Source organism: Sphingomonas sp. PL20 (assembly GCF_017875905.1).
GTDB classification, from domain to species: Bacteria; Pseudomonadota; Alphaproteobacteria; order Sphingomonadales; family Sphingomonadaceae; genus Sphingomonas; species Sphingomonas echinoides.
The window spans coordinates 1876393-1900030 of record NZ_JAGINH010000002.1 but is presented as its reverse complement, the minus strand read 5'-3'; the positions used below and the strand labels follow the sequence as shown (position 1 = coordinate 1900030).

The following is a 23638-nucleotide window of genomic DNA, read 5'->3' as shown; positions in this document are numbered from 1 at the left end:
GCTTCGGCGTGCCGGTTGCGGTTGCTCCCGTCGCGTCGGTCGGCTAGCCGTCGGGCATGAGACCCAACACGCTTCGGCTGCTCCGCCGCTATCACCATTATCTCGGGCTGTTCTTTGCCCCGATGATCCTGCTGTTCGCGATCAGCGGCGCACTGCAGACTTTCCGGCTGCAGGAAGCCAAGGGGTATGGCGGCACGCCGCCCAACTGGATCGTATGGCTGGCGAGCGTCCATAAGGACCAGGGCCCGCCGCGCGAACGCAAGGCGGAGAAGCCCAAGCCCGCAGGCGACGCTGCCGAAGCGCAGAAGCCCCGTGCCGAAGCCAGCGCGGGGTCGGCCAAACGCCCCTCGCCTTTGCCGCTCAAGATCTTCGTCGTGTTGCTGTCGATCGCGCTCAGCCTGTCGACCATCACCGGCATCGTGATCGCCCTTGCCAGCCGTGCCATGCGGCGGATTTCGATCATCCTGCTGGCACTCGGCACTGTGGTGCCGATCGTTTTGCTCTGGATCTAAGCTACGGTCGGGGAGCGGGCGTCGGCGGAAGTCCCAGCGCCGCCCGCGCCACCTTTTCGATTTCGGGATCGAGCACTGGCGGCGTCATATCGACTTGCGCCTCAAGCTGCTCGGCGATGGCGGTAAGCCCCGCGATTCGCGCGGCCTTCTTGTCATTGCCGTCGATGATCGTCCACCGGCCCCAGCGCGTATCGGTGCGCTTGAACATATCGCGCATCGCCTCGTGATAGGCCGCGCGCTTTTCCCGGTTGCGATAGTCCTCCAGCCCGGTTTTCCAGCGTTTCCAGGGATGATCGAGCCGGTCCTTCAGACGTTTGTCCTGTTCGGCCTGCGTCACATGCAGGAACAGCTTGACGATCGTCGTGCCCGAATCGGCTTGCTGCGCTTCGAACTCGTTGATCTCGTCATAGCCGCGCTTCCACTCGGCTTCGCTGGCATAGCCCTCGACCCGCTCGACCAGCACGCGCCCATACCAACTGCGATCGAACACCGCGATATCGCCCTTGGCGGGCAGCTTCTGCCAGAAGCGCCAGAGGAAATGCCGGTCTAACTCTTCCTCGGTCGGTGCCTTGATCGGCCACACCTCGAAATTGCGTGGGTCCCAATCGGCGCACATGCGCTGTATGATCCCGCCCTTCCCCGCCGCATCCCAGCCTTCGAACAGCACGATCGCGCGCTTGCGATGGACGATATGCGCGACCTGGATATGCGCGAGCCGAGTCTGCAACGCGAGCAGATCGGCTTCGTAATCGCCGACATAGGGTTTGCCGGCCTCAAAATCGGACAAGGAGATCGTCACAGCGCGGATACCTTCAACCGCAGGCGCAGCACGCGGTCGTTCGCGGTCAGGAACAGCGTGCGACCGTCTTCGCCAAAGGCGCAATTCGGGATCGGCGCGCCTGTGGCGATCAGGCCGAGCGGCTCGGCCTCGGGGGTGAGCAGCATCATCCCGCCCGGCACACTGCTGAAATGCGTGCCGTCGCGCGCGATCTTCATGCCGTCAGGCAGGCCGGGTGCGGCCTTGGCGAGCATCGGCTTGGCATCCAGCCACAGCGTGCGCGCGGTCGGCATACCGTGCGCGTCGAGCGCATAGGCCATGATCCGGGGCTCCTGCTCGTCCGAAACCGACACGAACAGCGTCTTGCCATCGCCCGACAGCGCAATGCCATTGGGCCGCGTGAGCGTGCCGTCGACCAGCACCGCCTCACCACCGGGCGTCCAGCGATAGACGCCGTTATGCGGCTGTTCCTTCAGCGCCGATTGGTCGCCCCCGACCAGCCCATAAGGCGGATCGGTGAAATAGATCGCGCCGTCTGCCGCCACGCACAGATCGTTGACGCTGTTGAAGCGCTTGCCCTGATAGCGATCGACCAGCACCGTGCGGCGCTTGGTCTTTAGATCGAGCCGCACCACCGCGCGCGATCCGCTGCCGGCGATCAGCAGGTTCCCGACATGGTCGAGCGTCAGGCCATTGGAGCCACCCTCGCGCACCGTCGCGGGGTCAGGCGCGACCGCATCGGAAGGCGAAAGGAATACCGACGTCCCGGCGCTGCGCGACCAACGCCGCATGATATTTGCCGGAGGGTCCGAAAACAGCAGATAGTCCCCACGCGGCACCCATACCGGCCCTTCTGCCCAACGGATTCCGGTTGCGATCGTCTCGATCGGCGCATTCGGATCAAGAATGCGGTCGAGCCCCGGTGCCAGCCGCAGAATATGCGGCGTGACTGCGGTGCCGGAAGCGATCTCGGCACCGAGCACCGGTGCGGCCAGCAAGCCAAGCCCCGCGCCGATGACGCCACGGCGGCTCCACTGCCCTGCTGTAGCGCTTCCGGGCATCCTCAACCCTCTTGTGCCCGCGCGCCGTCGCCGGTCACGCGGATGTTGAGTTCCTTCAACTGCTTTGGCGTCGCGAAATTGGGCGCGCCCATCATCAGATCCTCGGCCTTTTGCGTCATCGGGAAGGTGATGACCTCGCGGATGTTGGGTTCATCGGCCAGCAGCATGACGATGCGGTCCACCCCCGGTGCCGAGCCGCCATGCGGCGGCGCGCCGAACTTGAAGGCGTTGATCATGCCCGCGAAATTGGTGTCGACATCGGCCTGGGTGTAGCCCGCAATCTCGAACGCCTTGTACATGATCTCGGGGCGATGGTTCCGGATCGCGCCTGACGACAATTCGATGCCGTTGCAGACGATGTCATATTGGTATGCGAGGATGTCGAGCGGGTCCTTCGTCTCCAGTGCTTCCATCTCGCCCTGCGGCATCGAGAAGGGGTTGTGGCTGAAATCGACCTTCTTGGCGTCCTCATCATATTCGAACATCGGGAAATCGACGATCCAGCAGAATTCGAAGCGCTTCTGGTCGATCAACTCGAGCTGCTCGGCAACGCGCGTGCGCGCCAGGCCCGCCAGCTTGGCCGCCTGCGCTGCCTTGCCCGCCGAGAAGAAGATGCCGTCATTCGGCCCGATGCCGAGCGCAGCGGCAATCGCCTGCATGCCCTCCTGCCCATGGTTGTTGGCGATCGGCCCGCCGAACACGCCATCCTTCTGCGTCGCATAGCCCAGGCCCGGGAAACCCTCGGACTGCGCCCAGCTGTTCATCTCGTCGAAGAATTTGCGGCTTTTCTCGGCCGTGCCCGGCGCCGGGATCGCACGCACGACATCGCCCGCCTCGACCATCGACGCGAAGCGGCCGAAGCCCGAACCCTTGAAATGCTCGGACACGTCGCTGATCACGATCGGGTTGCGCAGATCGGGCTTGTCATTGCCGTATTTCAGCATCGATTCGCGGTACGGAATGCGCTTGAACGGCAGCGGGGAGACGGTGCGGCCCTTGCCCTGCCAGTTTGCGAATTCCTCGAACACGCCGTGCAGCACCGGCTCGATCGCGGCGAACACATCGTCCTGCGTGACATAGCTCATCTCGAAATCGAGCTGGTAGAATTCGCCTGGGCTGCGGTCGGCACGCGCATCTTCGTCGCGGAAGCACGGTGCGATCTGGAAATAGCGGTCGAACCCCGCCACCATCAGCAGCTGCTTGAACATCTGCGGGGCCTGCGGCAGCGCGTAGAATTTGCCCGGATGCACGCGGCTCGGCACCAGATAATCGCGCGCGCCTTCGGGCGACGAGGCGGTCAGGATCGGCGTCTGGAACTCGGTGAAGCCCTGGCCGATCATGCGCTGGCGCAGCGACGAAATGACGTTGGAGCGCAGCAGGACGTTCGCGTGCAGCCGCTCGCGCCGCAAATCGAGATAGCGATATTTGAGCCGGATATCCTCGGGATATTCATTCTCGCCGAACACCGGCATCGGCAATTCCTGCGCCGCCGATTGCACTACGACATCGCGCGCGCGCAGTTCGATCTCGCCCGAGGGCAGCGCCGCATTCACCGTCTCGGGCGAACGCGCAACCACGTCGCCGGTGATGGTGACGACCGACTCGGGCCGCAATTTGTCGAGCACCGCATGCGTCGGACTGTCGCTGTCGGTGACGATCTGGGTGATGCCATAATGGTCGCGCAGATCGACGAACAGCAGGTTTCCGTGGTCGCGCTTGCGGTGGATCCAGCCGGAAAGCTTGACCGAGGCCCCGACATCGGTGGCGCGAAGCTGGGCGCAAGTGTGCGTGCGATAGGCGTGCATGGCTCTTCTTCTCTTGGCGTCACCCCGGCGGAGGCCGGGGCCACTGGCGATGACGCTTCAGCGCCACCGCCGCGCGATCCCGGCGGGTGCCGGGATGACGGTGAAATGGATGCCCCGCGCTTCCCTCCCTCACCCACCTTTGTCAACCCGCCCGGCGCTCGCTATGGGGGGCTGTATGCATATCCATCCGCTCATCACCGACAGTGCCACCCTCGCCAATCTCTGCACCCGATTGGCCGAAGCCGACTTCGTCTGCGTCGATACCGAGTTCATGCGCGAGAACACCTTCTGGCCCGAACTCTGCCTGATTCAGATCGCCGACGTGAACGAGGCCGCCGCGATCGATCCGCTCGCCCCCGGTCTCGACATGACGCCGCTGCTGCAATTGCTGGTCAACAATGAGGATGTGCTGAAGGTCTTCCACGCCGGCGGGCAGGATCTCGAAATCGTCTACAACCTCACCGGCACCACCCCGCATCCGCTGTTCGACACGCAGGTCGCCGCGATGGCGCTGGGGCAAGGCGAGCAAGTCGGCTATTCCAATCTGGTCGATGCCTATCTCGGCATCACCGTCGACAAGGGCGCGCGCTTCACCGACTGGAGCCGTCGTCCGCTCGACGCGCGGCAGATCGAATATGCGATCGGCGACGTAACGCATCTCGCCAAGATCTTCCCCAAGATGCTCGAACGGCTCCGCCGCACCGGGCGTGGCGCCTGGCTCGACCAGGAAATGGAGCGCCTCGGCGACCCCAAGAATTACGCCAACGACCCCGAGGAAGCCTGGCGCCGGATCAAGGTGCCAAGCCGCAAGCCCGAAGTGCTCGGCCGCCTGAAGGCGCTGGCGCGCTGGCGCGAGATCGAGGCGCGTAGCAAGGATTTGCCGCGCGGCCGCATCGTCAAGGATGAGACGATCGCCGATCTCGCCGGCCACGCCCCGCGGAAGCAGGCCGATCTCGCCAAGGTCCGCGGGCTTTCCGCCACCTGGGCGCAGAACGATATCGGCGCGCGCCTGATGGCGGCGCTCGAACATGCCCAACCGATGTCCCCTGAGGAACTGCCCTCGCGCGACGACCGCAAGCCCGGCATGGGCAAGGATGGCGCGCTGGTCGCCGATTTGCTCAAGCTGCTGCTCAAGATCCGCTCCAAGGAAATCGACGTGGCGGCGCGTTTGCTCGCCCGCACCGACGATCTCGACGCGCTCGCCGCCGGGCAGCGCAGCGGCCTGTCGATCCTGGAGGGCTGGCGCTTCGACCAGTTCGGCCGCGATGCGCTCGATCTGGTCGAGGGGCGCCTGGCCTTTGCGGTCGTGAAGGGCAAGTTGAAGATGACCCGCACCGAGGATGTCCCCGTCTATCCCGAGTAAACCGACAGAAAATCCGCCGCGTTTCTTGGCGTTTATCCGATCGTTGACGGCCAAGGTTGCGCGTGCAAAGTTTCGACAAAGAAACGTGCTCGCAGACGGAGAACGCTCATGGCCTTTCCAACCGCTATCAACGACCAGATCACCGATGCTGTGACGCAAGCCAACGTCAAGGTTCTGACGGGCGCTCCGGCGATGGCCAGAAACCTGTATCAGGCGAGCGCTCAGGCGCTGGCGAATGCCGCGCACAATGTGAACGAGGCGCAGCAGCAGCATTATGCCGCAATGGAGGCGGCCCAGGCGGCCGCAAACACCACGATGCAAAAGTCGCTAGAGCAGGCCCAAAGCGCGGTCCAGGCCGCGATGGCAGCGGCCGATGCCGCGATCAAAACCGCGATGCAGGCCGCCGAAACCGCGCTCCAATCGAGCACGGGCGTCACGCCGGACTGAAATGTCCGCAAACGCTATGCGCTAGCGCCCAAGGATCAGGGCCTTGCGCCCCAAGGCGGTCGCCAGCGCGTTGTGGCGGCGTTCCACCGTTTCGCTGTACAGAGCGAGATCGCCAGCGGTCACGCTCAGCGTGATCGTCGCGCCATCATCGGCAATCGACGAGCGCTGCAGCGGCCCAGCCAGGCCACCGCTCATGCGCTGCCCGAGCCGCATCGCCAGCCCCCACAACACCGCATGGCGCAGCTCGGACGGGCTTGCCAGCACGCCCAGCGGCTCGGGTGTTTCGATGCCACCCCCCAGGCTGGTGTAAAGCGCCTGCGCCACCAGCGCGCGGCCCCGCGCGTCGATCGCGACCCAATTGCCGTGCAGCGCGATCTCGACCCCGCGTTCGGCGCGAAATTCCGGGTTCGCACGCCAGCCGACATCGGCGAGCAAGCATGCCGCCAACCGCAGCCGCGCCAGGTCCGGCGCGTCACGGGTAAACAATGGCGCGATCCAGCCGTCGAGCAAATCGCCATGTTCGGCAAAGCGCCCATGCCGCCGCCCCTCATCGCGCGTCGCGACGATCAGCGGATCCTGCGCGCGCACGCTCTCATCCAGCGCGCCGTACAATAGCCCCTCACGCAAGCCGAACGCCGAAACGATGGTGGTCTCGATTTGCAAATGCTTGAGCAACACCACCAGCAACGCCGTCGCATCGCCCAGCGTCGCCGCGCGCCCCGCCGACAGGCCCGGGATCGCGCGGAGCCAAGCCTTGTTCACATGGCTGATCGTGCGCCCCATCCGCGCGACCGCTTCGGCCGACATCGCATATTCGTGGATCACGGGCAGCGGATAGCTGCCCAGATGCATGTCCAGTCGCGCCAGCGCGCGCCATGATCCACCGACGAGATACAGCGGCAATCCCGCGCCTTTGCCCGTCCACCCGGCGGCATCAAGAAAGCGCGCAACCTGGCGCTGGAGTGCGCCCTGCCCTTTATCTCGCAACGCGCCAAGCCGCAGCACGCCGAGCGGGAAAGAGACGCGCTCGCCCACCTTGCCGCCGCTGATACGGATCAGCTCGAGGCTGCCGCCGCCAAGATCGCCGACGATCCCATCGGCTGCGGGGATCGCCGACAAGACACCGTGTCCGGCCGCCGTCGCTTCCTGTTCGCCCGACAAAAGTTCGACCTCGAGCCCAAGGTCGCGCGCGGTGTCGAGCAGCACCTTGCCATTGGTCGCATCGCGCACCGCAGCGGTGGCGACGGTGCGCAGCCGCGTCACCTCCATCTCGCGGGCGACAGCGGCGAAGCGCGCCAGCGCGTCGCTCGCCACCGCAAGCCCCGATTCGGCGATCGTCCCGGTTTCGGCAAGACCACGACCGAGGCCAGCCATGACCTTTTCGTTGAACAGGATCGCGGGCAAGCGTTCCGGGCCCTGATACACGACCAGGCGGATCGAGTTCGACCCGATATCGATGATACCGGTGCGCGGTTCTCCCGTGACTTCGGGTTTCGCCTTACGGAACAGAAGCGTCGCCATCGGGCGACTAACGCCGGTTTCGCAGCGACAGCTTCGGCACCGACCCGCTGGCGGCGAGCGAGGCACCGCGACCCGACAGCGATGGATTGGTCATGAAATAGCGGTGCAGGTTGAACGGCCGCTCGCCCGGCTGGACGCGAACGTAGCTGCCATCGGACTGCAAGTCCCAGCTCTGTTCATTGTCGATCAGATTGGCGACCATCACCTGGTCGAGGATCTGCTTGTGGACGGTGCGGTTCTCGATCGGCAGCATATATTCGATCCGCCGATCGAAATTGCGCTGCATCCAGTCGGCCGAGGACATGAACAGCTTCGCGCCATCATTGGGCAAGGCCTTGCCATTGCCGAACGCCCAGATCCGGCTGTGCTCGAGGAAGCGCCCGATCACCGATTTGACGCGGATATTCTCGGACATGCCGGGAACGCCGGGTTTCAGGCAGCAAATACCGCGGATGATCAAATCGATCTCGACCCCCGCATTGGAGGCTTCGTACAATTTCTCGATCACGGCGGGATCGACCACCGAATTCATCTTGGCCCAGATCGCTGCGGGCTTGCCCTCGCGCGCATTGGCGATTTCGGCGTCGATCAGCCGCATCAGGCGCGGGCGCAAATCACGCGGCGACAGGCTGATGAGCGCCATATTCTCAGGTTCGACATAGCCGGTGATGTAGTTGAACATCTGCGCGGCATCGCGCCCAAGGCGGGGATCGGCGGTGAAGAAGCTGAGGTCGGTATACACCTTGGCGGTGATCGGATGATAATTGCCGGTGCCGAAATGGCAGTAGGTGCGATACTGGCCGTTTTCGCGGCGGACGACCATCGACACCTTGGCGTGGGTCTTCCAGTCGATAAAGCCATAGACGACTTGCACCCCGGCGCGCTCCAGCGCCGACGCCCACAGCAGATTCTGCTCCTCATCAAAACGCGCCTTCAGCTCGACGACCGCGGTCACCGACTTGCCGGCTTCGGCGGCGGCGATCAGTGCGTTGATGACGGCGGGCTGCTTGCCGGCGCGGTAGAGCGTCTGCTTGATCGCGACCACATCCGGGTCGGCGGCGGCCTGTTTCAGGAAAGCCAGCACCACGTCGAAGGTTTCATACGGGTGGTGGACGACAATGTCCTTGGCGCTGATCGCGGCAAAGCAATCCCCGCCAAATTCGCGGATGCGCTCGGGGAAGCGCGGCGAGAAGGGCGTGAATTTCAGGTCCGGGCGGTCCTCATCGACGATCGCCTCCAAATCGCCGACGCCAAGGAAGGCACCGCTTTCGGTGACGAACGCGTCCGATCCGCCAAGCTCGTCGCGCAGCACCGCGCCCAGCCCCTCGGGCATCCCGCTTTCCAGCTCGAGCCGGATCACGCGGCCACGGCGGCGGCGCTTGATGGCATTGGCGAAATAGCGGACGAGATCCTCCGCCTCTTCCTCGATCTCGATATCGCTGTCGCGCAGCACGCGGAATTCCGCACCGCCGATCACGCGGTAGCCAGGGAACACCAAGGGCGCGAAGCGCTTCACCAGCGATTCGACCGCGACATAGCGCGCCTTTTCACCCGGCAAGCGCAGGAAGCGCGGCATTGGTGCCGGAATCATCACCAATTCTCGGATCGGCTGGTCATCCGAAATCCGCACCAGATCGAACATCACCGCCAGCCCCTTATTGGGCATGAACGGGAAGGGATGCGCCGGATCGAGCGCCTGCGGCGTCAGGATCGGGAACAGTTGCTCGCGAAACTGCGTCTCCAGCCAGTGCAGATCCTCGGCCGACAGCGCTTCATCGATCGTGCGCGAGCTGAGCACGGCAATGCCCGTCTCGGCGAGCTGACGGCGCAGGTCGCGCCACACATCACGCTGGCTGGTCACCAGCGCATCGGCCTCGGCCACGATCGCCGCCAATTGCTGTCCCGAGGTGAGCCCATCGCTCGACAGGCGGGCGACGTCCTGCAGCTGTTGCCCCTTCAGGCCGGCGACGCGCACCATGAAGAATTCGTCGAGGTTCGATCCTGAGATCGACAGAAACCGCAGCCGCTCCAGCAACGGGTGCGCCGTGTTGCATGCTTCCTCCAGCACGCGCCGGTTGAAGGCGAGCCACGACAGCTCGCGATTGAAATAGCGATCGCTCCCCTCGCTTCCTGCGAAGGGGTCGTCATCGTGGTCCAGGCTCGCGATATGGGCGGGTCGGGTCATGGGTTTTCCATCGATTCGGGTGGGCGACCGGGGATCAACCCCGCTTCCTCCAATGTGGCCCGTGCGAGCGGAATCGACAAGCGTTTGTGGCCTTCCAGCACAACTTGATCGAGCAAATCGACCGCGCGCAGCAGGGCTACGTGCGTGCGCTCGACCCGGACCACGAGCCATCCGCACCAGATCGAACATCACCGCCAGCCCCTTATTGGGCATGAACGGGAAGGGATGCGCCGGATCGAGCGCCTGCGGCGTCAGGATCGGGAACAGTTGCTCGCGAAACTGCGTCTCCAGCCAGTGCAGATCCTCGGCCGACAGCGCTTCATCGATCGTGCGCGAGCTGAGCACGGCAATGCCCGTCTCGGCGAGCTGACGGCGCAGGTCGCGCCACACATCACGCTGGCTGGTCACCAGCGCATCGGCCTCGGCCACGATCGCCGCCAATTGCTGTCCCGAGGTGAGCCCATCGCTCGACAGGCGGGCGACGTCCTGCAGCTGTTGCCCCTTCAGGCCGGCGACGCGCACCATGAAGAATTCGTCGAGGTTCGATCCTGAGATCGACAGAAACCGCAGCCGCTCCAGCAACGGGTGCGCCGTGTTGCATGCTTCCTCCAGCACGCGCCGGTTGAAGGCGAGCCACGACAGCTCGCGATTGAAATAGCGATCGCTCCCCTCGCTTCCTGCGAAGGGGTCGTCATCGTGGTCCAGGCTCGCGATATGGGCGGGTCGGGTCATGGGTTTTCCATCGATTCGGGTGGGCGACCGGGGATCAACCCCGCTTCCTCCAATGTGGCCCGTGCGAGCGGAATCGACAAGCGTTTGTGGCCTTCCAGCACAACTTGATCGAGCAAATCGACCGCGCGCAGCAGGGCTACGTGCGTGCGCTCGACCCGGACCACGAGCCATTGGATCAGCTCGGGCCGGGCATCGAGCCCGCGTCGCAGGAACTGGCGTTCGAACAGCGCCCGCATCAGCGTTTCGTCGGGGTCGCCGATCCGGATCGTCGGGCTTGCGGCCAGCCGTGAGCGCAAATCGGGGAGTTTGATCGACCATTCCGGGGGCGGTGCATCGGCGACGATCACCACCGGGCGGCGCTCTTCCTGCGCGCGGTTCCAGGCGTGGAAAATCGCGGTTTCGTTCTGGCGTTCGGCATCGTCGATCAAACCGCCACCGGTCTTCGCGGCGAAGATCCGGGCGAGCAGGCTGCGGCCCGATTTGCGCGGGCCGGTGACGACCACGGCCATCACCGGCCAGGTGCTCCAGCGCTCAAGCTGCTGCACCGCGCGGGCGTTGGAAGGGCCAATCAGGAATTCGTCATCGCGGGGATCGGCGGGCCAGTCGAACGGCAGCGCCATTTGGGCCGGCTGCATCGCGTCAGCCCGTCGCGTTATCGGCCGGGGGCGCGGCTTGCCCGCCCGCAGAGGGCTGTCCCGACCGCCGGATGCGCAGCGTCGCGCCGCTGGCGACGACCGTCCAGCCGCGTGCCTCCAGCGCCGCGCGCAACACCGCCGGATCGGCATCGAAGCCGACGCGCATCACCGACACCCCGCCAATGGCGAGGCTGGTGGTGACCGCCGAGCGGACCCCCGGCACCGCTTGCAACGCCGATTCGGTTGCGGTGACCGACCCTGCGCTGGGCGTGTCGACCTGAATGGTGACGACACTGCCGCTCACCCCCGTTTGCGCACCCAGCGCAGCGTCGGTGGCACCGATATCGCTCGGCGTGTCGGTTGGCGTCGGCGTGGCGGTCGGCGCAACGAAGGCGAGGCCGGGATCGGTCCCGAGCAGTCCGGCCTGCAGCGCCGCCTGATAGGTATCGTCGATCCGCTTGACCCCGGCGTCGAGCAGCACGGGCAGCGCATCGCCACGATCGACGCGCAGCGAAAATTGCGTGAGCAGCCGGTTATCCGGGCCGTGCCGTGCCTCGAACATGCCGATGATCGGCCCGCCCGGCCATTCGCGGCGCAGCGTGACCTTAGGAACCAGCACGTCGTTCGCGCCATATTGATCGAGCACCACGCGCCACCAGCCGCGACCGGGCCGTTCGACCTGGCCGAGCGTCAGCAACAGCGCATCGCCGCCAGTACCGCTTGGACGAACATAATCGACCGAACTGTTGCCGGTGCGATAGCGCCGCCAGGCGTCCTGCCACGCCGTCTTCTGTTCGAAACCGGTGGCGACGCCGCCGCTGATCTCGATCGGAATCGTCAGCATTGGGGCCGATCGTGCCGCTTCGGGGGCTATCCCGAGGATCGCCCCGGCCTTGGCGCGGCTGAACAGCACGCCGAGCCGCGCCACATAGCGGTTGGGCCCGATCTGCTCGTCCTCGACGACGATGCCCGACACCATCCCGTCGAGCGCACCGTCGGACAGCGCCGTGGCGCTCTGCCCCATACGCTGCGCCAGCATCGCCCAGCCCTTGCGCTGCGCGATCCGCCAGCCGGCATAGCGCGCGGCCTCGGCGGTCTTGCCCGTGACGTCGACCGCGATGCCGCTGACCTCATAGCTACCCGAACTGTCGGCAGATGCGAGGCCCTGATCGGGATCATCGACTTGCGCGAGCACAAGCCCGCCGGTCGCCGCAAGGGCAAGCGCAGCGGCGAACTGCAGGGGGCGGGAAAAGCGGCGGATCGACATGTCGGCGCCCTTTTGGCGAAGGAGGCGTGGAAATCCAAGCAGGATATGGCTAGGCGGGCATCATGAGCGATACGAACCCGGACGCGACGTCCTATACCTATGCCCAAGCGGGCGTCTCGATTGCAGCGGGCAATGCCCTGGTCCGGGCGATTGCGCCGCTCGCCAAGTCCACCCGACGATCGGGCGCGGATGCCGAACTCGGCGGCTTTGGCGGCTTTTTTGATCTGAAGGCGGCGGGATTTGTCGATCCCCTGCTGGTCGCCGCCAATGACGGCGTCGGCACCAAGCTGAAACTGGCGATCGATCACAATGCGCATGACGGAGTCGGAATCGATCTCGTCGCCATGTGCGCCAACGATCTGATTGTGCAGGGTGCCGAACCGCTTTTCTTCCTCGATTATTATGCCACCGCAAAAATCGACCCGGCCGTGGCCGAACGCGTCATCGCCTCGATCGCCGAAGGCTGCCGCCAGGCGGGCTGCGCGCTGATCGGCGGCGAGACCGCCGAAATGCCCGGCATGTACGCCGCCGACGATTATGATCTCGCGGGCTTCTGCGTCGGCGCGGTCGAGCGCGCCCGCGTGCTGACCGGGCAGGACATTGCGCCGGGCGACGTGCTGCTCGGCCTCGCTTCGTCGGGCGTGCATTCCAACGGTTTCTCGCTGGTCCGCCGCTTGGCTGCCGACAAGGGCTGGAAGCTCGATCGCCCGGCCTTGTTCGATGCCGACGTGCTGCTGATCGACGCGCTGATGGCACCGACGCGCATTTACGTGAAGTCGCTGCTGCCGCTGCTGGCCGAGCGCCGCATCAAGGGCCTCGCCCATATCACCGGCGGCGGCTTGCTCGAAAACGTACCGCGCGTTCTGCCCGCAGGCGTGCACGCGCGGATCGACGCCGACGCCTGGCCGCAGCCACGGTTGATGGCGTTCCTGCAAGCGCAGGGCAATATCGAGCCCGAGGAAATGGCGCGTACCTTCAATTGCGGCATCGGCATGGTCGCAGCGGTCGCGCCCGATCAGGTCGAGGCGGTCACCGCCGCGCTGACCGCAGCGGGCGAGACCGTGTTCACCATCGGCACGGTCGAAGCCGGCGTGCGCGGTTGCACCGTGACCGGCTCGCTCGAAACCTGGGGCGGCCGTAGCGCCTGGACCGCGACGCACAATCATGGGTGACACGCGCCTGCTCCCCCTCCCGCAGGCGGGAGGGGAGTCGTGACCCGCAAAGTCGGCATCCTGCTCTCGGGGCGTGGCTCCAACATGATGGCGCTGGTCGAACACGCACGTGGCTATAACGTCGCTTTGGTCGCCTCCGACAAGCCCGATGCCGCCGGCATCGCCTGGGCACGCGAGCGCGGCCTCGCCACCTTCACCCAATCGCCCAAGGGCATGCCCAAGGCCGACTATGAAGCCGCGATCGACGCCGCGCTGCGCGCCGCCGGGGTCGAAGTGATCGCGCTCGCCGGCTATATGCGCTTGCTGTCGGACGATTTCGTCGCGCGCTGGCGCGGGCGGATCATCAATATTCACCCCTCGCTGCTGCCCAAATATAAGGGCCTCGACACCCATGCCCGCGCGATCGCGGCGGGCGATGCGGTGGCGGGCTGCTCGGTCCATGTCGTCACCGAGGAACTCGATGGCGGCGACGTGCTGGGCCAGGCCGAAGTGCCGATCCTCCCCGACGACACCGTCGAAACCCTCGCCGCGCGCGTCCTGAAGGCGGAGCATCGTCTTTACCCCACAATGTTAGCGGAGTTCGTAACGCGATGAGCGACGACATGCCGAAGACCCCGCCCCAGCACGACCCCGCGCTCCAGGTCGCCGCGACCGAAGCCGTCGCCAAGGCCGAAGCCGCAGCAACGCGGCGGCGCTGGATCAACCTCGGCGAATTCATCGCCGTCGCCGGATTGCTGATCGCGGGTGGCAGCCTGTATCTCAATTGGTCCGATCACCGTGCCGACCAGGCCGACAAGCAGGTCGCCGCTGTCAAGGCGCAGCGCGACTCCTCGCGCTTCGATATCCGCGCGGTGCCGACGTCCAACGGCGCGGCGTTGCTGCTCCAGCATGACGACCGCCACCCCATTCGCGACGCGAGTGTCACCTTTCCGAGCGAGCTCGGCATTGGCAGCAAGGACACCGTCGGTGACACGATTGAACGCGGCTGGTTCGAACATGAAATGCTCAAAGCGACCGATGGCGCTGCGGAAAAGAGGACCGGCCGCCTGCCCGTCCTGATCACACTCACTTATTGGGACGGCGATACCCCACGCACGACGCGCGGCATATACGATATTGGCTGGAAGGCGGAGGGCGGTTTCCCGTTTGGCCGTTCGCTCAAGCTGGAAAGCCTGCACCTGCACGAACTCGGCGGCACGCAAGGCCGTCTCGATGCCGTATGGGCCAGCGTCAAGCCGAAGCCGAAATCCTGACCGGAAGCTCCAGCGCGTAGATCGGGTCGATATGCACTTCGCTGCCGACCTGGAATTCGCGCGTGCCGATCACGCGAAAGCCGTGGCGTTCGTAGAAAGAGCGCGCACGGGCATTGTGCTCCCACACGCCGAGCAATAGACGGTGCGCGCCGATCCGGGTCGCATCCTCGATCGCGCGCGCCATCAGCGCAGGCCCAAGGCCGGTCCCATGCGCCTGGCGTAACGCATAGATGCGGCGGAGTTCGACATCGCTCGGTTCCAGCGCAATCGGAAAATGGGGGGTGGTCAGCACAGCGTATCCGAGCGGCGCATGGCCCGGCTCGATCTCGGCAACGGTCACGATGGTCCCGGGGTCGGCGAGCCACGTCGCAAAGGCCTCAGCGCGATTGTTCTTGAGACAATGCGCGAGCAAATCGGCACCCTCCAAAGACGGCGCATAGGTATCCAGAAAGGTCGCATTGGCGACGAGCGACAGCAGGTCGGCATCCGCCACCCCTGCCTGTCGCACGCGCCATTGCATCCGCTGATCAGCCGACGATTTCTTCGGGCTGGAAGAAATAGGCGATTTCGATCGCCGCATTCTCGTCCGAATCCGAACCGTGCACGGTGTTGGCTTCGATCGATTCGGCCAGTTCCTTGCGGATCGTGCCCGGCTCGGCATTGGCGGGGTTGGTCGCGCCCATGATGTCGCGGTTGCGCTGCATCGCATTCTCGCCTTCGAGCACCTGCACGACGACCGGGCCCGAAATCATGAACTCGACCAGTTCACCGAAGAACGGGCGTTCCTTGTGCACCGCGTAAAAGCCCTCGGCCTGCTCGCGGGTCATGTGGATGCGCTTGGAGGCGACGACGCGCAGGCCGGCTTCCTCGAGCATCTTGGTGACGGCACCCGTCAGGTTGCGGCGCGTGGCGTCGGGCTTGATGATCGAAAACGTGCGGTTCGCGGCCATGACCGTGAAGCTCCTGTGTTGAATGATGGGATGTGGAAAGTCGCGTGTCCCTAGTCTTCGGACGATCGTGATGCAAGTCTAGGCGGCTTGCTCCCAGCGGCCGTTTTCATTCTGCTTCCAATAGCGGCGTTCGATCCCGGGACGGTCAGCCAGCGCCTTCCACGCCACCCGCGCCGCGCCGATGCGGTCTTCGTCGAAAAAATGGAAGGCGCGGTCGAACTCCAGCGCTTCCTCGCGCCACAGGCCATCGGCAATCGCAATGTTGCGCGCGGTGTTCGCCGCCACCGGCTGCTCGGCAATCAGGATCGGTTGCGCCGCATCCCCCTCACCCTCGGCCTGCGCATGCGGCAGGAAACTGTCAGGGGCATAGGTCCATAACAAGCGATCGAGCGCGGCCCGCTGGTCCAGGCTCTCCGCCACCACCAGCAACCGCCCGCCCCCGTCGACCACGCGCTCGGCAATGCGCGGCAGCACGCGGTCGAGCGGGTGCAGCGTAAGGTGATAGAAATCGACTTGCACCTGTTACTCCCCTCCCGCTTGCGGGAGGGGCTGGGGGAGGGCAGTGCCGCAACCCTTGACGCAGCCCATAATCAAACACCCCTCCCCTAACCCCTCCCGCACAGCGGGGGGGGAATTGGCGCTCAGCCCTCGAACGTGTCCGCCACAAACCGGTCGAGCAAGCGCACGCCATAGCCCGTCGCGCCCTTGTCATAGGTCGCGCCCGGCTTGTCCGCCCACACCATCCCGGCAATGTCGAGATGCGCCCATTTCACGCCTGGCTCGACGAAGCGCTGGATGAACTGCGCCGCGGTGATCGACCCTGCCCCGCGCGGCCCCACATTCTTCATGTCGGCGATCGGGCTGTCGATCAGCTTGTTATAGGCATCCGACAACGGGAAGCGCCACAACAGGTCGCCCGACGCCTTGCCGGCGGCCAGCAATTGATCGGCCAGCGCATCGTCATTGGCGAAGCAGCCGGCATGTTCATTGCCCAGGCTGATGATCATCGCGCCGGTCAGCGTGGCGAGATCGACGATCGTCTTGGGGCGGTGCGTGCGCTGCACCCAGGTGATGACGTCGCACAAGACCAGCCGCCCTTCGGCATCGGTGTTGAGCACTTCGATCGTCTGGCCCGACATGGAGGTGAGCACGTCGCCCGGGCGGATCGCATCGCCATCGGGCATGTTCTCGACCAGGCCGCACACGCCGATGACATTCGCCTTGGCCTTGCGCCCGGCCAGCGCCTTCATCGCGCCGACCACCGCGCCCGCGCCGCCCATGTCCCACTTCATGTCTTCCATGCCGGGCCCGGGCTTCAGCGAAATGCCGCCAGTGTCGAAGGTCACGCCCTTGCCGACCAGCGCCAGAGCGGGATCGCCCTCGCCCGCGCCATTCCACTTGAGCGCCAGCAACTGCGCCTGCTTGGCCGAACCCTGCGACACGCCGAGCAGGGAGCCCATGCCCAGTTCCCGCATCTCGGCTTCGCCCAGCACGGTGATCTCCAGGCCCAGCCCCTCGACCTCGGCGCGCACCTTGGCGACGAAGGTTTCGGGATAGATCACGTTTGGCGGCTCGGCCACCAGCGTGCGCGTCAGCTCCAGACCCTCGGTCAGCGCCTTCTGCTTGCTCCACGCCGCATCGGTGCCCTCGGGCACGCCGTGCAGCACGATCGTGCTGAGCGTCGGCTTGGATTTCTCGGGCAGCTTGGTGCGATAGACGTCATGCCGCCAGCCGCGCTGCGCGGCCGCCGCTGCGAAACGCGCAGCCGCCTTGGGCGTGGCTCCGGCGCTGGCGAAATCGACGCTCGCGGTCTTAACGCCCGAAGTGAGCAAGCGCGCGGTCAATGCGCCGCCTGCCCGTTCATACTCGGCCTCGCCGGCCGCGCCGGTGCCGAGCAGCAGGATGCGGCGCACGCCACCGGCACCATCCGCCACGAAGGTTTCCACCACAGCGGCCGCTTCGCCCTCGAACCGGCTTGCCTGCGCCGCCGCCTTCACCAGATCGAGCGCAGCGGCGTCGATCAGTGTGGTCGCGAGACGCGCGAGCCCGTCTTTTTCGACAAGAAGGGCAATGGCGGCGGCCGACGCGGGCGCGGCGCTGGAAAAGTCGATCTGCATTACGGGGAGGCCTCGGTTACGAAAAATGCGATGAGTCGCGTGTTCTTAGGACAGCGACGCGTCGCTGGCAAAGCGGGCACGCCGAATTCACCGCAGCACGATTGCAGCAAAGCGGCGTCGATGCGATAGGGCGGGATCGACCAGCGGCAACCGGGGTTCAACCGGGGCCTTCTCGCAACAGGGTGCTTGTTCCGACGTGAAGCGTGCCGTTCTCCTTGTCACTTGTGTGTTTCCTGCTGTGCTGCTCGCCAATCCGGCGTTGGCGCAGGATCTGCAGACACGCCCAGTAACCCCGCCGCCGCCCTCCGCCACGCCGAGCGCGCCCGATGACCAGGTCCAGTTCACCGCGACCAACCTGGAATATGACAGCAAGGAGGATATCGTCACCGCAACGGGCGATGTCCGCATGTATCGCTCGGGCGACCGCTTGCGCGCCGACACGGTCGTGTGGAACCGCAAGACCGGGAAAGTCCATGCGAGCGGCAATATCGCGGTCGTCAACCCCGGCGGCGACACCGCTTATGGCGATTCGATCGAACTGACCGACGCCCTGAAGGACGGCGTCGTCGACAATATGCTGCTGGTGCTCGAAAAGGGCGGGCGTCTGGCGGCCCGCAAGGGCACGCGCTCGCTCGATGAAGTCGTCGTGCTCGAGGATGCGGCCTACACGCCGTGCGCCGTGACCGATTCCAGCAACTGCCCGAAAGAACCGTCGTGGAAGATCACGGCGGTGCGCGTGCTGTATCGCCCCGATCGCGAACGCATTTATTATACCGGTGCGCGCATCAATCTGTTTGGCTTGCCGACGCTGCCGCTGCCCGCCTTTTCCAACCCGGTTGGAGGCGGGAATAACAGCGGCTTGCTCACCCCGGACTTCCGCTATGGCCGGGTGAACGGTTTCGAATTTGCGCAGCCTTATCATTTTGCCCTGGCCCCCAATCGCGGGCTGACGATCACGCCGCGCTTCTTCACGGCCGTACTGCCGATGCTGAAGGCGGAGTATCAGGAACTCAATACGCTCGGGGCCTATACGATCACCGGCTATGCCACGGCGAGCCCGCGCAGCGTCGATTTGCTCACCCCCACCCCGCCCGGCACGCCCGATTCGTTTCGTGGCTATCTGGATGGCGTCGGCCGGTTTCAGCTCAGCCCCAATTGGAGCCTCAGCGGATCGCTGCGGCTGACCACCGATCGCACCTTCCTGCGCCGCTACGACATTTCGCGCGACGACCGCCTGCGCACCACCGCCAGCTTGCAGCGCATCGACACCGACAGCTATTTCGCGATCACCGGCTGGTACGTGCAAACATTGCGCGTCGCCGATCGGCAGGGCCTCCAACCGATCGCGCTGCCCGAAATCGATTATCGGCACCGTTTCACCGACAGTTTGCTGGGCGGTACCTTCGAATTGCAGGCCAACAGCCTCGCCATTTCGCGTCCGGCCGGCCAGGATACGCAGCGCGCCTTTGCCAGCGCGCGCTGGGATCTGCGCAAATTGACGCCATGGGGCCAGGAGGTGACGTTCACCGCCTTCGGTCGCGGCGATGTGTACAATGCCAAGGACACGCTGGCCACGACGGTGGCGAGCTATCGCGGCAATGAAGGGATCAGCGCGCGCGCGATCGGCGCGTTTGCGATCGACGTGAAGTGGCCGTTCATCGGCACCTTCCTGGGCGGTACGCAGCGGCTCACGCCACGCTTCCAAGTGGTCGCGTCGCCGCAGACGACCAATCTTGCCGTGCCCAATGAAGATGCGCGCGCCGTCGATCTTGAAGATTCGAACCTGTTCGCCCTGAACCGCTTCCCGGGCTATGACCGGTTCGAGGATTCGACGCGTTTCACCTATGGCGTCGATTGGGCAGCCGACCTGCCCGGCTTTTCGATTTCGACAAATGTCGGCCAAAGCTACCGCCTGAACAATCGCGAAACGCTGTTCCCGGATGGGACAGGGCTTTCGGGGCGCGTCTCCGACATCGTCGGGCGTACCGAAATCCGCTATCATGATTTCGTTTCGATCACGCATCGCTACCGGCTCGACAAGAGCAACCTGGCGATTCGCCGTAACGAAGTGGATGCGAGCGTCGGCTCGCGCAGCACCTATGTCCTCGTCGGCTATCTAAGGCTCAACCGCAACATCGACCCGACGCTTGAGGATCTGCGCGATCGCGAGGAAGTGCGCTTGGGCGCGCGCGTGCAGGTCACCAAATTCTGGTCGGTCTTCGGCTCGACCGTGATCGATCTCACCGACCGCAACGAAGATCCGTTGTCGCTCGCCAATGGGTTCGACCCCGTGCGGCACCGCCTGGGCTTCCAATATGAGGATGATTGCCTGCGCCTCGGGGTCACCTGGAAACGCGATTATCAGGACACTGGCGACGCGCGCGCGGGCAACAGCTTCCTGTTGACGCTGGCATTCAAAAATCTTGGCCGCTAAGCACTGGTTCAGGCGGTCTGTTGCACGGACCTTTCCAAGGGCTCGTTGGGCTGAGCAGAAACGCAGACCGCGCGGGATGGGATTTTAACTACGTGAAGACTGACATCACCAAGAAGACCGGCGCAACCACCACCGGCCTGGCTTCGCTCGGCCGCCGTCTGGCGCTCGGTGCCGCGCTCGTCGCGCTTGTTTCGACCAGCGGCGGTTCGATCGCGCAGACCGTTCCCGACGATGCGACGCCCGCCGTGGGGCTCGACATTCCGAAGAACCTGCAGATTTTCGGCAAGGTCGATCCCAACATCCGCAAGCCAACCGCGATCGTCAACGGCGCGGTGATCACCGGCACCGACATCGACCAACGCGTCGCCTTGCTGGTGGCAGCGCGCGACCTGAAGCTGTCGCCCGAGGAAATGGCGCAGTACAAGCTGCTGATCGCGCGGCAGCTGATCGACGAAACGCTGCAGATCCAGCAGGCCAAGACCGCCGAGGTCAAGCTGGCACCCGACGAGATCAACAAGAGCTATGAGACCGTCGCGCGCAACTTCGGCAAGTCGGTCGCCGAGATGCGCGTCTATCTGCGCGGGATCGGCTCGTCCGAGCGTTCGCTGAAGCGCCAGATCGAGGCCGAGCTTTCGTGGAACCGCTATTTGCGGCGCAAGGTCGACATCAATGTCGGCGACGAAGAGGTCAATGCGATCATCGAGAAGCTGAAGAAGCAGCAAGGCACGACCGAATATCACGTCCGCGAAATCTATCTGAAGGCCGACCCCGATCGCGCGCAGGAAGTGTTCAACCAGGCGCAACAGATCATCGGATCGATCCAGAAGCGCGAAAAGGGCGAGGACACGTTCGGCTATTACGCGCGCCTGTCCGACGCCACCACCCGCGCGACCGACGGCGATCTCGACTGGCTGAGCGAAACGCAATTGTCGCAATTGCCGCCGACGCTGGTCGAGGCGATCAAGTCGATGACGCCCGAGCATCTGGCTGGCCCGATCGAGGTGCCGGGCGGTTTCTCGATCATCTATCTGGTCGACACGCGCAAGGTCGGCGTCGCCGATCCGATGGATGCCAAGCTGACGCTCAAGCAGCTCAGCGTGCGCTTTGCCGAAGGCACGACGCAGGCCCAGGCCGATGCGCGCGTGACCGAATTCGCCAAATTGAGCCAGACGATCCATGGTTGCGGTGAAGTCGCCAAGGTCGCGACCGCGCTCGGTGCCGATGTGGTCGACAATGATTCGGTGCGGATCAAGGATCTGCCGGGGCCGCTGCGCGAGATCATGCTGAAACTGCAGGTCGGCGAATCGACCCCGCCATTCGGCTCGGCCAAGGATGGCATTCGCTCGCTGGTGCTGTGCGGTCGCGACGAAGCGACGGGCCCGCGCATTCCGGGCGTCGAGCAAGTGCGAACGTCGATGGAAAATTCGCGCGTGAACCTGCGTGCGAACCAGTTGCTCCGCGATTTGCGACGCGACGCGATCATCGAATATCGCTGACCAGGGGATCAACGCCATGCTCGCGCCGCTCGCCATATCGATGGGGGATCCGGCCGGGATCGGCCCCGAGATCATCGCCAAAGCCTGGGCGCAACGCGTCGCGGAAGGGTTGCCGCCGTTTTTCGCCACGGGTGACGCTCGCGCGATCGCGGCGGTGTGGGATGGCCCGGTCGAGCCGATTTCGCATCCCGAGGACACCAACCGCGTGTTCGAGACCGCGTTGCCGGTGCTGACGGTGGAGGATGGCGGCGAGATCATGCCCGGCGTGCCCGATGTCGAGGGCGCGCGCTGTGCGCTGCGTGCGCTCGAGCTTGCCGCCGGGCTGGTCCGCTCGGGCGCGGCGCGCGCGTTGGTCACGGGGCCGGTGTCGAAGGCACAACTCTACAAGATCGGCTTCAACCATCCGGGGCAGACCGAGTTCGTGGCCGAACGCTGTGGCATCGCCGGCGAAAACGCGGTGATGATGCTGGCCGGCCCCGATTTGCGCGTGGTTCCAATTACCACCCACGTTCCGCTCGCTGCGGTCAGCGAGCTGCTTTCGATCGACTTGCTCGTTTCGAAAGCCCGGGCGACGGCGCGCGGGCTGATGCGCAATTTCGGGATCCTCAAGCCTCGCATCGCCTTTGCCGGTTTCAACCCCCATGCGGGCGAGAGCGGCGCGATCGGTCGCGAGGAAATCGACCTGATCGCCCCCGCAATCGAGATCCTGCAAAGCGAGGGGATCGACGCGACCGGGCCGTTTGCTGCCGACACGATGTTCCATGCCCGTGCCCGCGCGACCTACGACGCGGCGATGTGCTGCTATCACGATCAGGCGCTCATCCCGATCAAGACGCTGTATTTCGACTCCGGCGTGAACATCACGCTCGGGCTGCCGATCGTGCGCACGTCGCCCGATCACGGGACTGCGTTCAACATCGCGGGCCAGAACATTGCCGAGCCCGGCGCGACGATCGCCGCGATCCGGCTGGCGGGCGAGGCCGCCGATCGCCGCGCCGCCGCCGACGCGTGAGCCAGACCGTTTTGGTACCACCACGCCCCGACCTGCCCCCGCTACGCGACGTCATCGCGCGTTATGGCCTGAATGCGAGCAAGGCGCTGGGGCAGAACTTCCTGCTCGACGCGCAATTGTTGGCGCGGATCGCGCGCATTCCCGGCGACTTGAACGACGCCGAGGTGCTGGAGATTGGCCCCGGCCCCGGCGGCCTGACCCGCGCCTTGCTGGCGGCGGGCGCACGCGTCACCGCGATCGAGCGCGACCATCGCTGTATCCCTGCGCTCGCTGAACTGGGCGAGGCGTTTCCGGGCAAGCTGCGCGTGATCGAGGGCGACGCCTTGGAAATCGACGCTGCGTCGCTGTTCGAGGGCAAGCCGCATATCGCCTCAAACCTGCCGTACAATATCGGCACGGCGTTGCTGGTGCGCTGGCTGTCGGCGGAATGGGCACCGTGGTGGCAGAGCCTGACCTTGATGTTCCAGCGCGAGGTCGCCGATCGCATCGTCGCGCCGACCGATGGCGAGGCCTATGGGCGGCTTGCGGTGCTCGCGCAGTGGCGGTCGCGCGCCACGCTGGCGATGCCGGTGCATCGCTCGGCCTTCACTCCGCCGCCCAAGGTGATGTCGGCGGTGGTGCATATCGTGCCCGCAGATGCGCCCGAAGGCGTGCGCTTTGCAACGCTGGAGCGGCTGACGGCAGCGGCGTTCGGGCAACGGCGCAAGATGCTGCGCCAAAGCCTCAAAAGCGTCGTCGGAGCGATTGAGGCGCTGGAGGAAGTCGGCATCGACCCCATGCGCCGCGCCGAAACCGTCAGCGTCGCGGAGTTTGTCGCCCTCGCCCGCGCGCTCAGCTAATCCTCCCCTGCACAGGGAGGATCAGTCGGGACACACAGCGCCGTCGGCAAATCCCCACC

General features: G+C 65.3%; 21 protein-coding genes. 10 read left to right on the top strand and 11 right to left on the bottom strand.

Annotated elements, in window-relative coordinates:
- Positions 1–56: 56 nt before the first annotated feature.
- Positions 57–512 (top strand): hypothetical protein, encoded by a 456-nt coding sequence (locus H4W01_RS08665; RefSeq protein ID WP_209610698.1) that lies wholly within the window; start codon positions 57–59, stop codon positions 510–512.
- A gap of 1 nt (position 513) precedes the next feature.
- On the opposite strand, the gene H4W01_RS08660 is transcribed toward H4W01_RS08665, so the two are convergent.
- The 3 genes from H4W01_RS08660 to aspS are packed head-to-tail and all read right to left on the bottom strand — an operon-like array spanning position 514 to position 4156.
- Positions 514–1311 carry a polyphosphate kinase 2 family protein gene (locus H4W01_RS08660; protein WP_209610697.1) on the bottom strand — a complete coding sequence of 266 codons (798 nt, stop codon included), beginning with the start codon at positions 1309–1311 and terminating at the stop codon, positions 514–516.
- Positions 1308–2351, bottom strand: coding sequence for an SMP-30/gluconolactonase/LRE family protein (locus H4W01_RS08655; RefSeq protein WP_209610696.1), 1044 nt, complete (start codon positions 2349–2351; stop codon positions 1308–1310). The genes H4W01_RS08660 and H4W01_RS08655 overlap by 4 nt, the downstream gene beginning before the upstream one ends.
- Positions 2352–2353: 2 nt before the next feature.
- Positions 2354–4156: an aspartate--tRNA ligase gene (gene aspS / locus H4W01_RS08650; RefSeq protein ID WP_209610695.1), complete on the bottom strand. Its 1803-nt coding sequence runs from the start codon at positions 4154–4156 to the stop codon at positions 2354–2356.
- Positions 4157–4331: 175 nt separating this feature from the next.
- Between aspS and rnd the strand changes: the two genes are divergently transcribed.
- On the top strand, positions 4332–5519 hold the full coding sequence (rnd, locus tag H4W01_RS08645) for a ribonuclease D (RefSeq protein ID WP_010402743.1): 1188 nt from the start codon (positions 4332–4334) through the stop codon (positions 5517–5519).
- Between the two features lie 108 nt (positions 5520–5627).
- Positions 5628–5966, top strand: coding sequence for a RebB family R body protein (locus tag H4W01_RS08640; RefSeq protein WP_010402742.1), 339 nt, complete (start codon positions 5628–5630; stop codon positions 5964–5966).
- A gap of 21 nt (positions 5967–5987) precedes the next feature.
- Here the strand turns inward: H4W01_RS08640 and H4W01_RS08635 are convergent, their stop codons facing one another.
- The 4 genes from H4W01_RS08635 to H4W01_RS08615 are packed head-to-tail and all read right to left on the bottom strand — an operon-like array spanning position 5988 to position 12306.
- A complete protein-coding gene (locus H4W01_RS08635; RefSeq protein ID WP_209610694.1) occupies positions 5988–7487 on the bottom strand; it encodes a Ppx/GppA phosphatase family protein in 1500 nt (499 codons plus the stop codon).
- Positions 7488–7494: 7 nt separating this feature from the next.
- Positions 7495–10404 (bottom strand): RNA degradosome polyphosphate kinase, encoded by a 2910-nt coding sequence (locus H4W01_RS08630; protein ID WP_334685210.1) that lies wholly within the window; start codon positions 10402–10404, stop codon positions 7495–7497.
- The gene (locus H4W01_RS08620; protein ID WP_209613298.1) at positions 10401–11024 is read right to left on the bottom strand and encodes an HdaA/DnaA family protein; all 624 of its coding nucleotides are present in this window, start codon (positions 11022–11024) and stop codon (positions 10401–10403) included. The genes H4W01_RS08630 and H4W01_RS08620 overlap by 4 nt, the downstream gene beginning before the upstream one ends.
- A gap of 19 nt (positions 11025–11043) precedes the next feature.
- Positions 11044–12306, bottom strand: coding sequence for a hypothetical protein (locus H4W01_RS08615; protein ID WP_010402738.1), 1263 nt, complete (start codon positions 12304–12306; stop codon positions 11044–11046).
- 62 nt (positions 12307–12368) lie between these two features.
- On the opposite strand from H4W01_RS08615, the gene purM reads away from it, so the two are divergent.
- From purM to H4W01_RS08600, 3 genes are read left to right on the top strand one after another with little or no spacing between them, the layout of a single operon-like run.
- A complete protein-coding gene (purM, locus tag H4W01_RS08610) occupies positions 12369–13478 on the top strand; it encodes a phosphoribosylformylglycinamidine cyclo-ligase (protein WP_209610693.1) in 1110 nt (369 codons plus the stop codon).
- Between the two features lie 39 nt (positions 13479–13517).
- Positions 13518–14072, top strand: coding sequence for a phosphoribosylglycinamide formyltransferase (purN, locus tag H4W01_RS08605; RefSeq protein WP_209610692.1), 555 nt, complete (start codon positions 13518–13520; stop codon positions 14070–14072).
- 8 nt (positions 14073–14080) lie between these two features.
- Positions 14081–14731: a hypothetical protein gene (locus H4W01_RS08600; protein ID WP_334685209.1), complete on the top strand. Its 651-nt coding sequence runs from the start codon at positions 14081–14083 to the stop codon at positions 14729–14731.
- Here H4W01_RS08600 and H4W01_RS08595 read toward each other — a convergent pair.
- From H4W01_RS08595 to H4W01_RS08580, 4 genes are all read right to left on the bottom strand, one after another.
- Positions 14709–15239, bottom strand: a complete 531-nt coding sequence (locus H4W01_RS08595) for a GNAT family N-acetyltransferase (protein WP_334685208.1) — start codon at positions 15237–15239, stop codon at positions 14709–14711. The two genes, H4W01_RS08600 and H4W01_RS08595, sit on opposite strands and share 23 nt — an antisense overlap.
- Positions 15240–15258: 19 nt before the next feature.
- A complete protein-coding gene (gene ndk / locus H4W01_RS08590) occupies positions 15259–15681 on the bottom strand; it encodes a nucleoside-diphosphate kinase (protein WP_209610689.1) in 423 nt (140 codons plus the stop codon).
- A 78-nt stretch (positions 15682–15759) separates the two neighbouring features.
- On the bottom strand, positions 15760–16200 hold the full coding sequence (locus tag H4W01_RS08585) for a DNA polymerase III subunit chi (RefSeq protein WP_209610688.1): 441 nt from the start codon (positions 16198–16200) through the stop codon (positions 15760–15762).
- Between the two features lie 122 nt (positions 16201–16322).
- Positions 16323–17798 carry a leucyl aminopeptidase gene (locus H4W01_RS08580; protein WP_209610687.1) on the bottom strand — a complete coding sequence of 492 codons (1476 nt, stop codon included), beginning with the start codon at positions 17796–17798 and terminating at the stop codon, positions 16323–16325.
- 196 nt (positions 17799–17994) lie between these two features.
- On the opposite strand from H4W01_RS08580, the gene H4W01_RS08575 reads away from it, so the two are divergent.
- The 4 genes from H4W01_RS08575 (at position 17995) to rsmA (ending at position 23579) form a co-directional block, all read left to right on the top strand.
- Complete coding sequence (locus H4W01_RS08575) at positions 17995–20232, top strand: LPS-assembly protein LptD (protein WP_209610686.1); 2238 nt, start codon at positions 17995–17997, stop codon at positions 20230–20232.
- Between the two features lie 92 nt (positions 20233–20324).
- The gene (locus H4W01_RS08570) at positions 20325–21728 is read left to right on the top strand and encodes a peptidylprolyl isomerase (RefSeq protein ID WP_010402726.1); all 1404 of its coding nucleotides are present in this window, start codon (positions 20325–20327) and stop codon (positions 21726–21728) included.
- Between the two features lie 16 nt (positions 21729–21744).
- Complete coding sequence (gene pdxA / locus H4W01_RS08565) at positions 21745–22740, top strand: 4-hydroxythreonine-4-phosphate dehydrogenase PdxA (RefSeq protein WP_209610685.1); 996 nt, start codon at positions 21745–21747, stop codon at positions 22738–22740.
- Positions 22737–23579: a 16S rRNA (adenine(1518)-N(6)/adenine(1519)-N(6))-dimethyltransferase RsmA gene (gene rsmA, locus H4W01_RS08560; RefSeq protein WP_209610684.1), complete on the top strand. Its 843-nt coding sequence runs from the start codon at positions 22737–22739 to the stop codon at positions 23577–23579. The genes pdxA and rsmA overlap by 4 nt, the downstream gene beginning before the upstream one ends.
- The last annotated feature ends 59 nt before the right edge of the window (positions 23580–23638 follow it).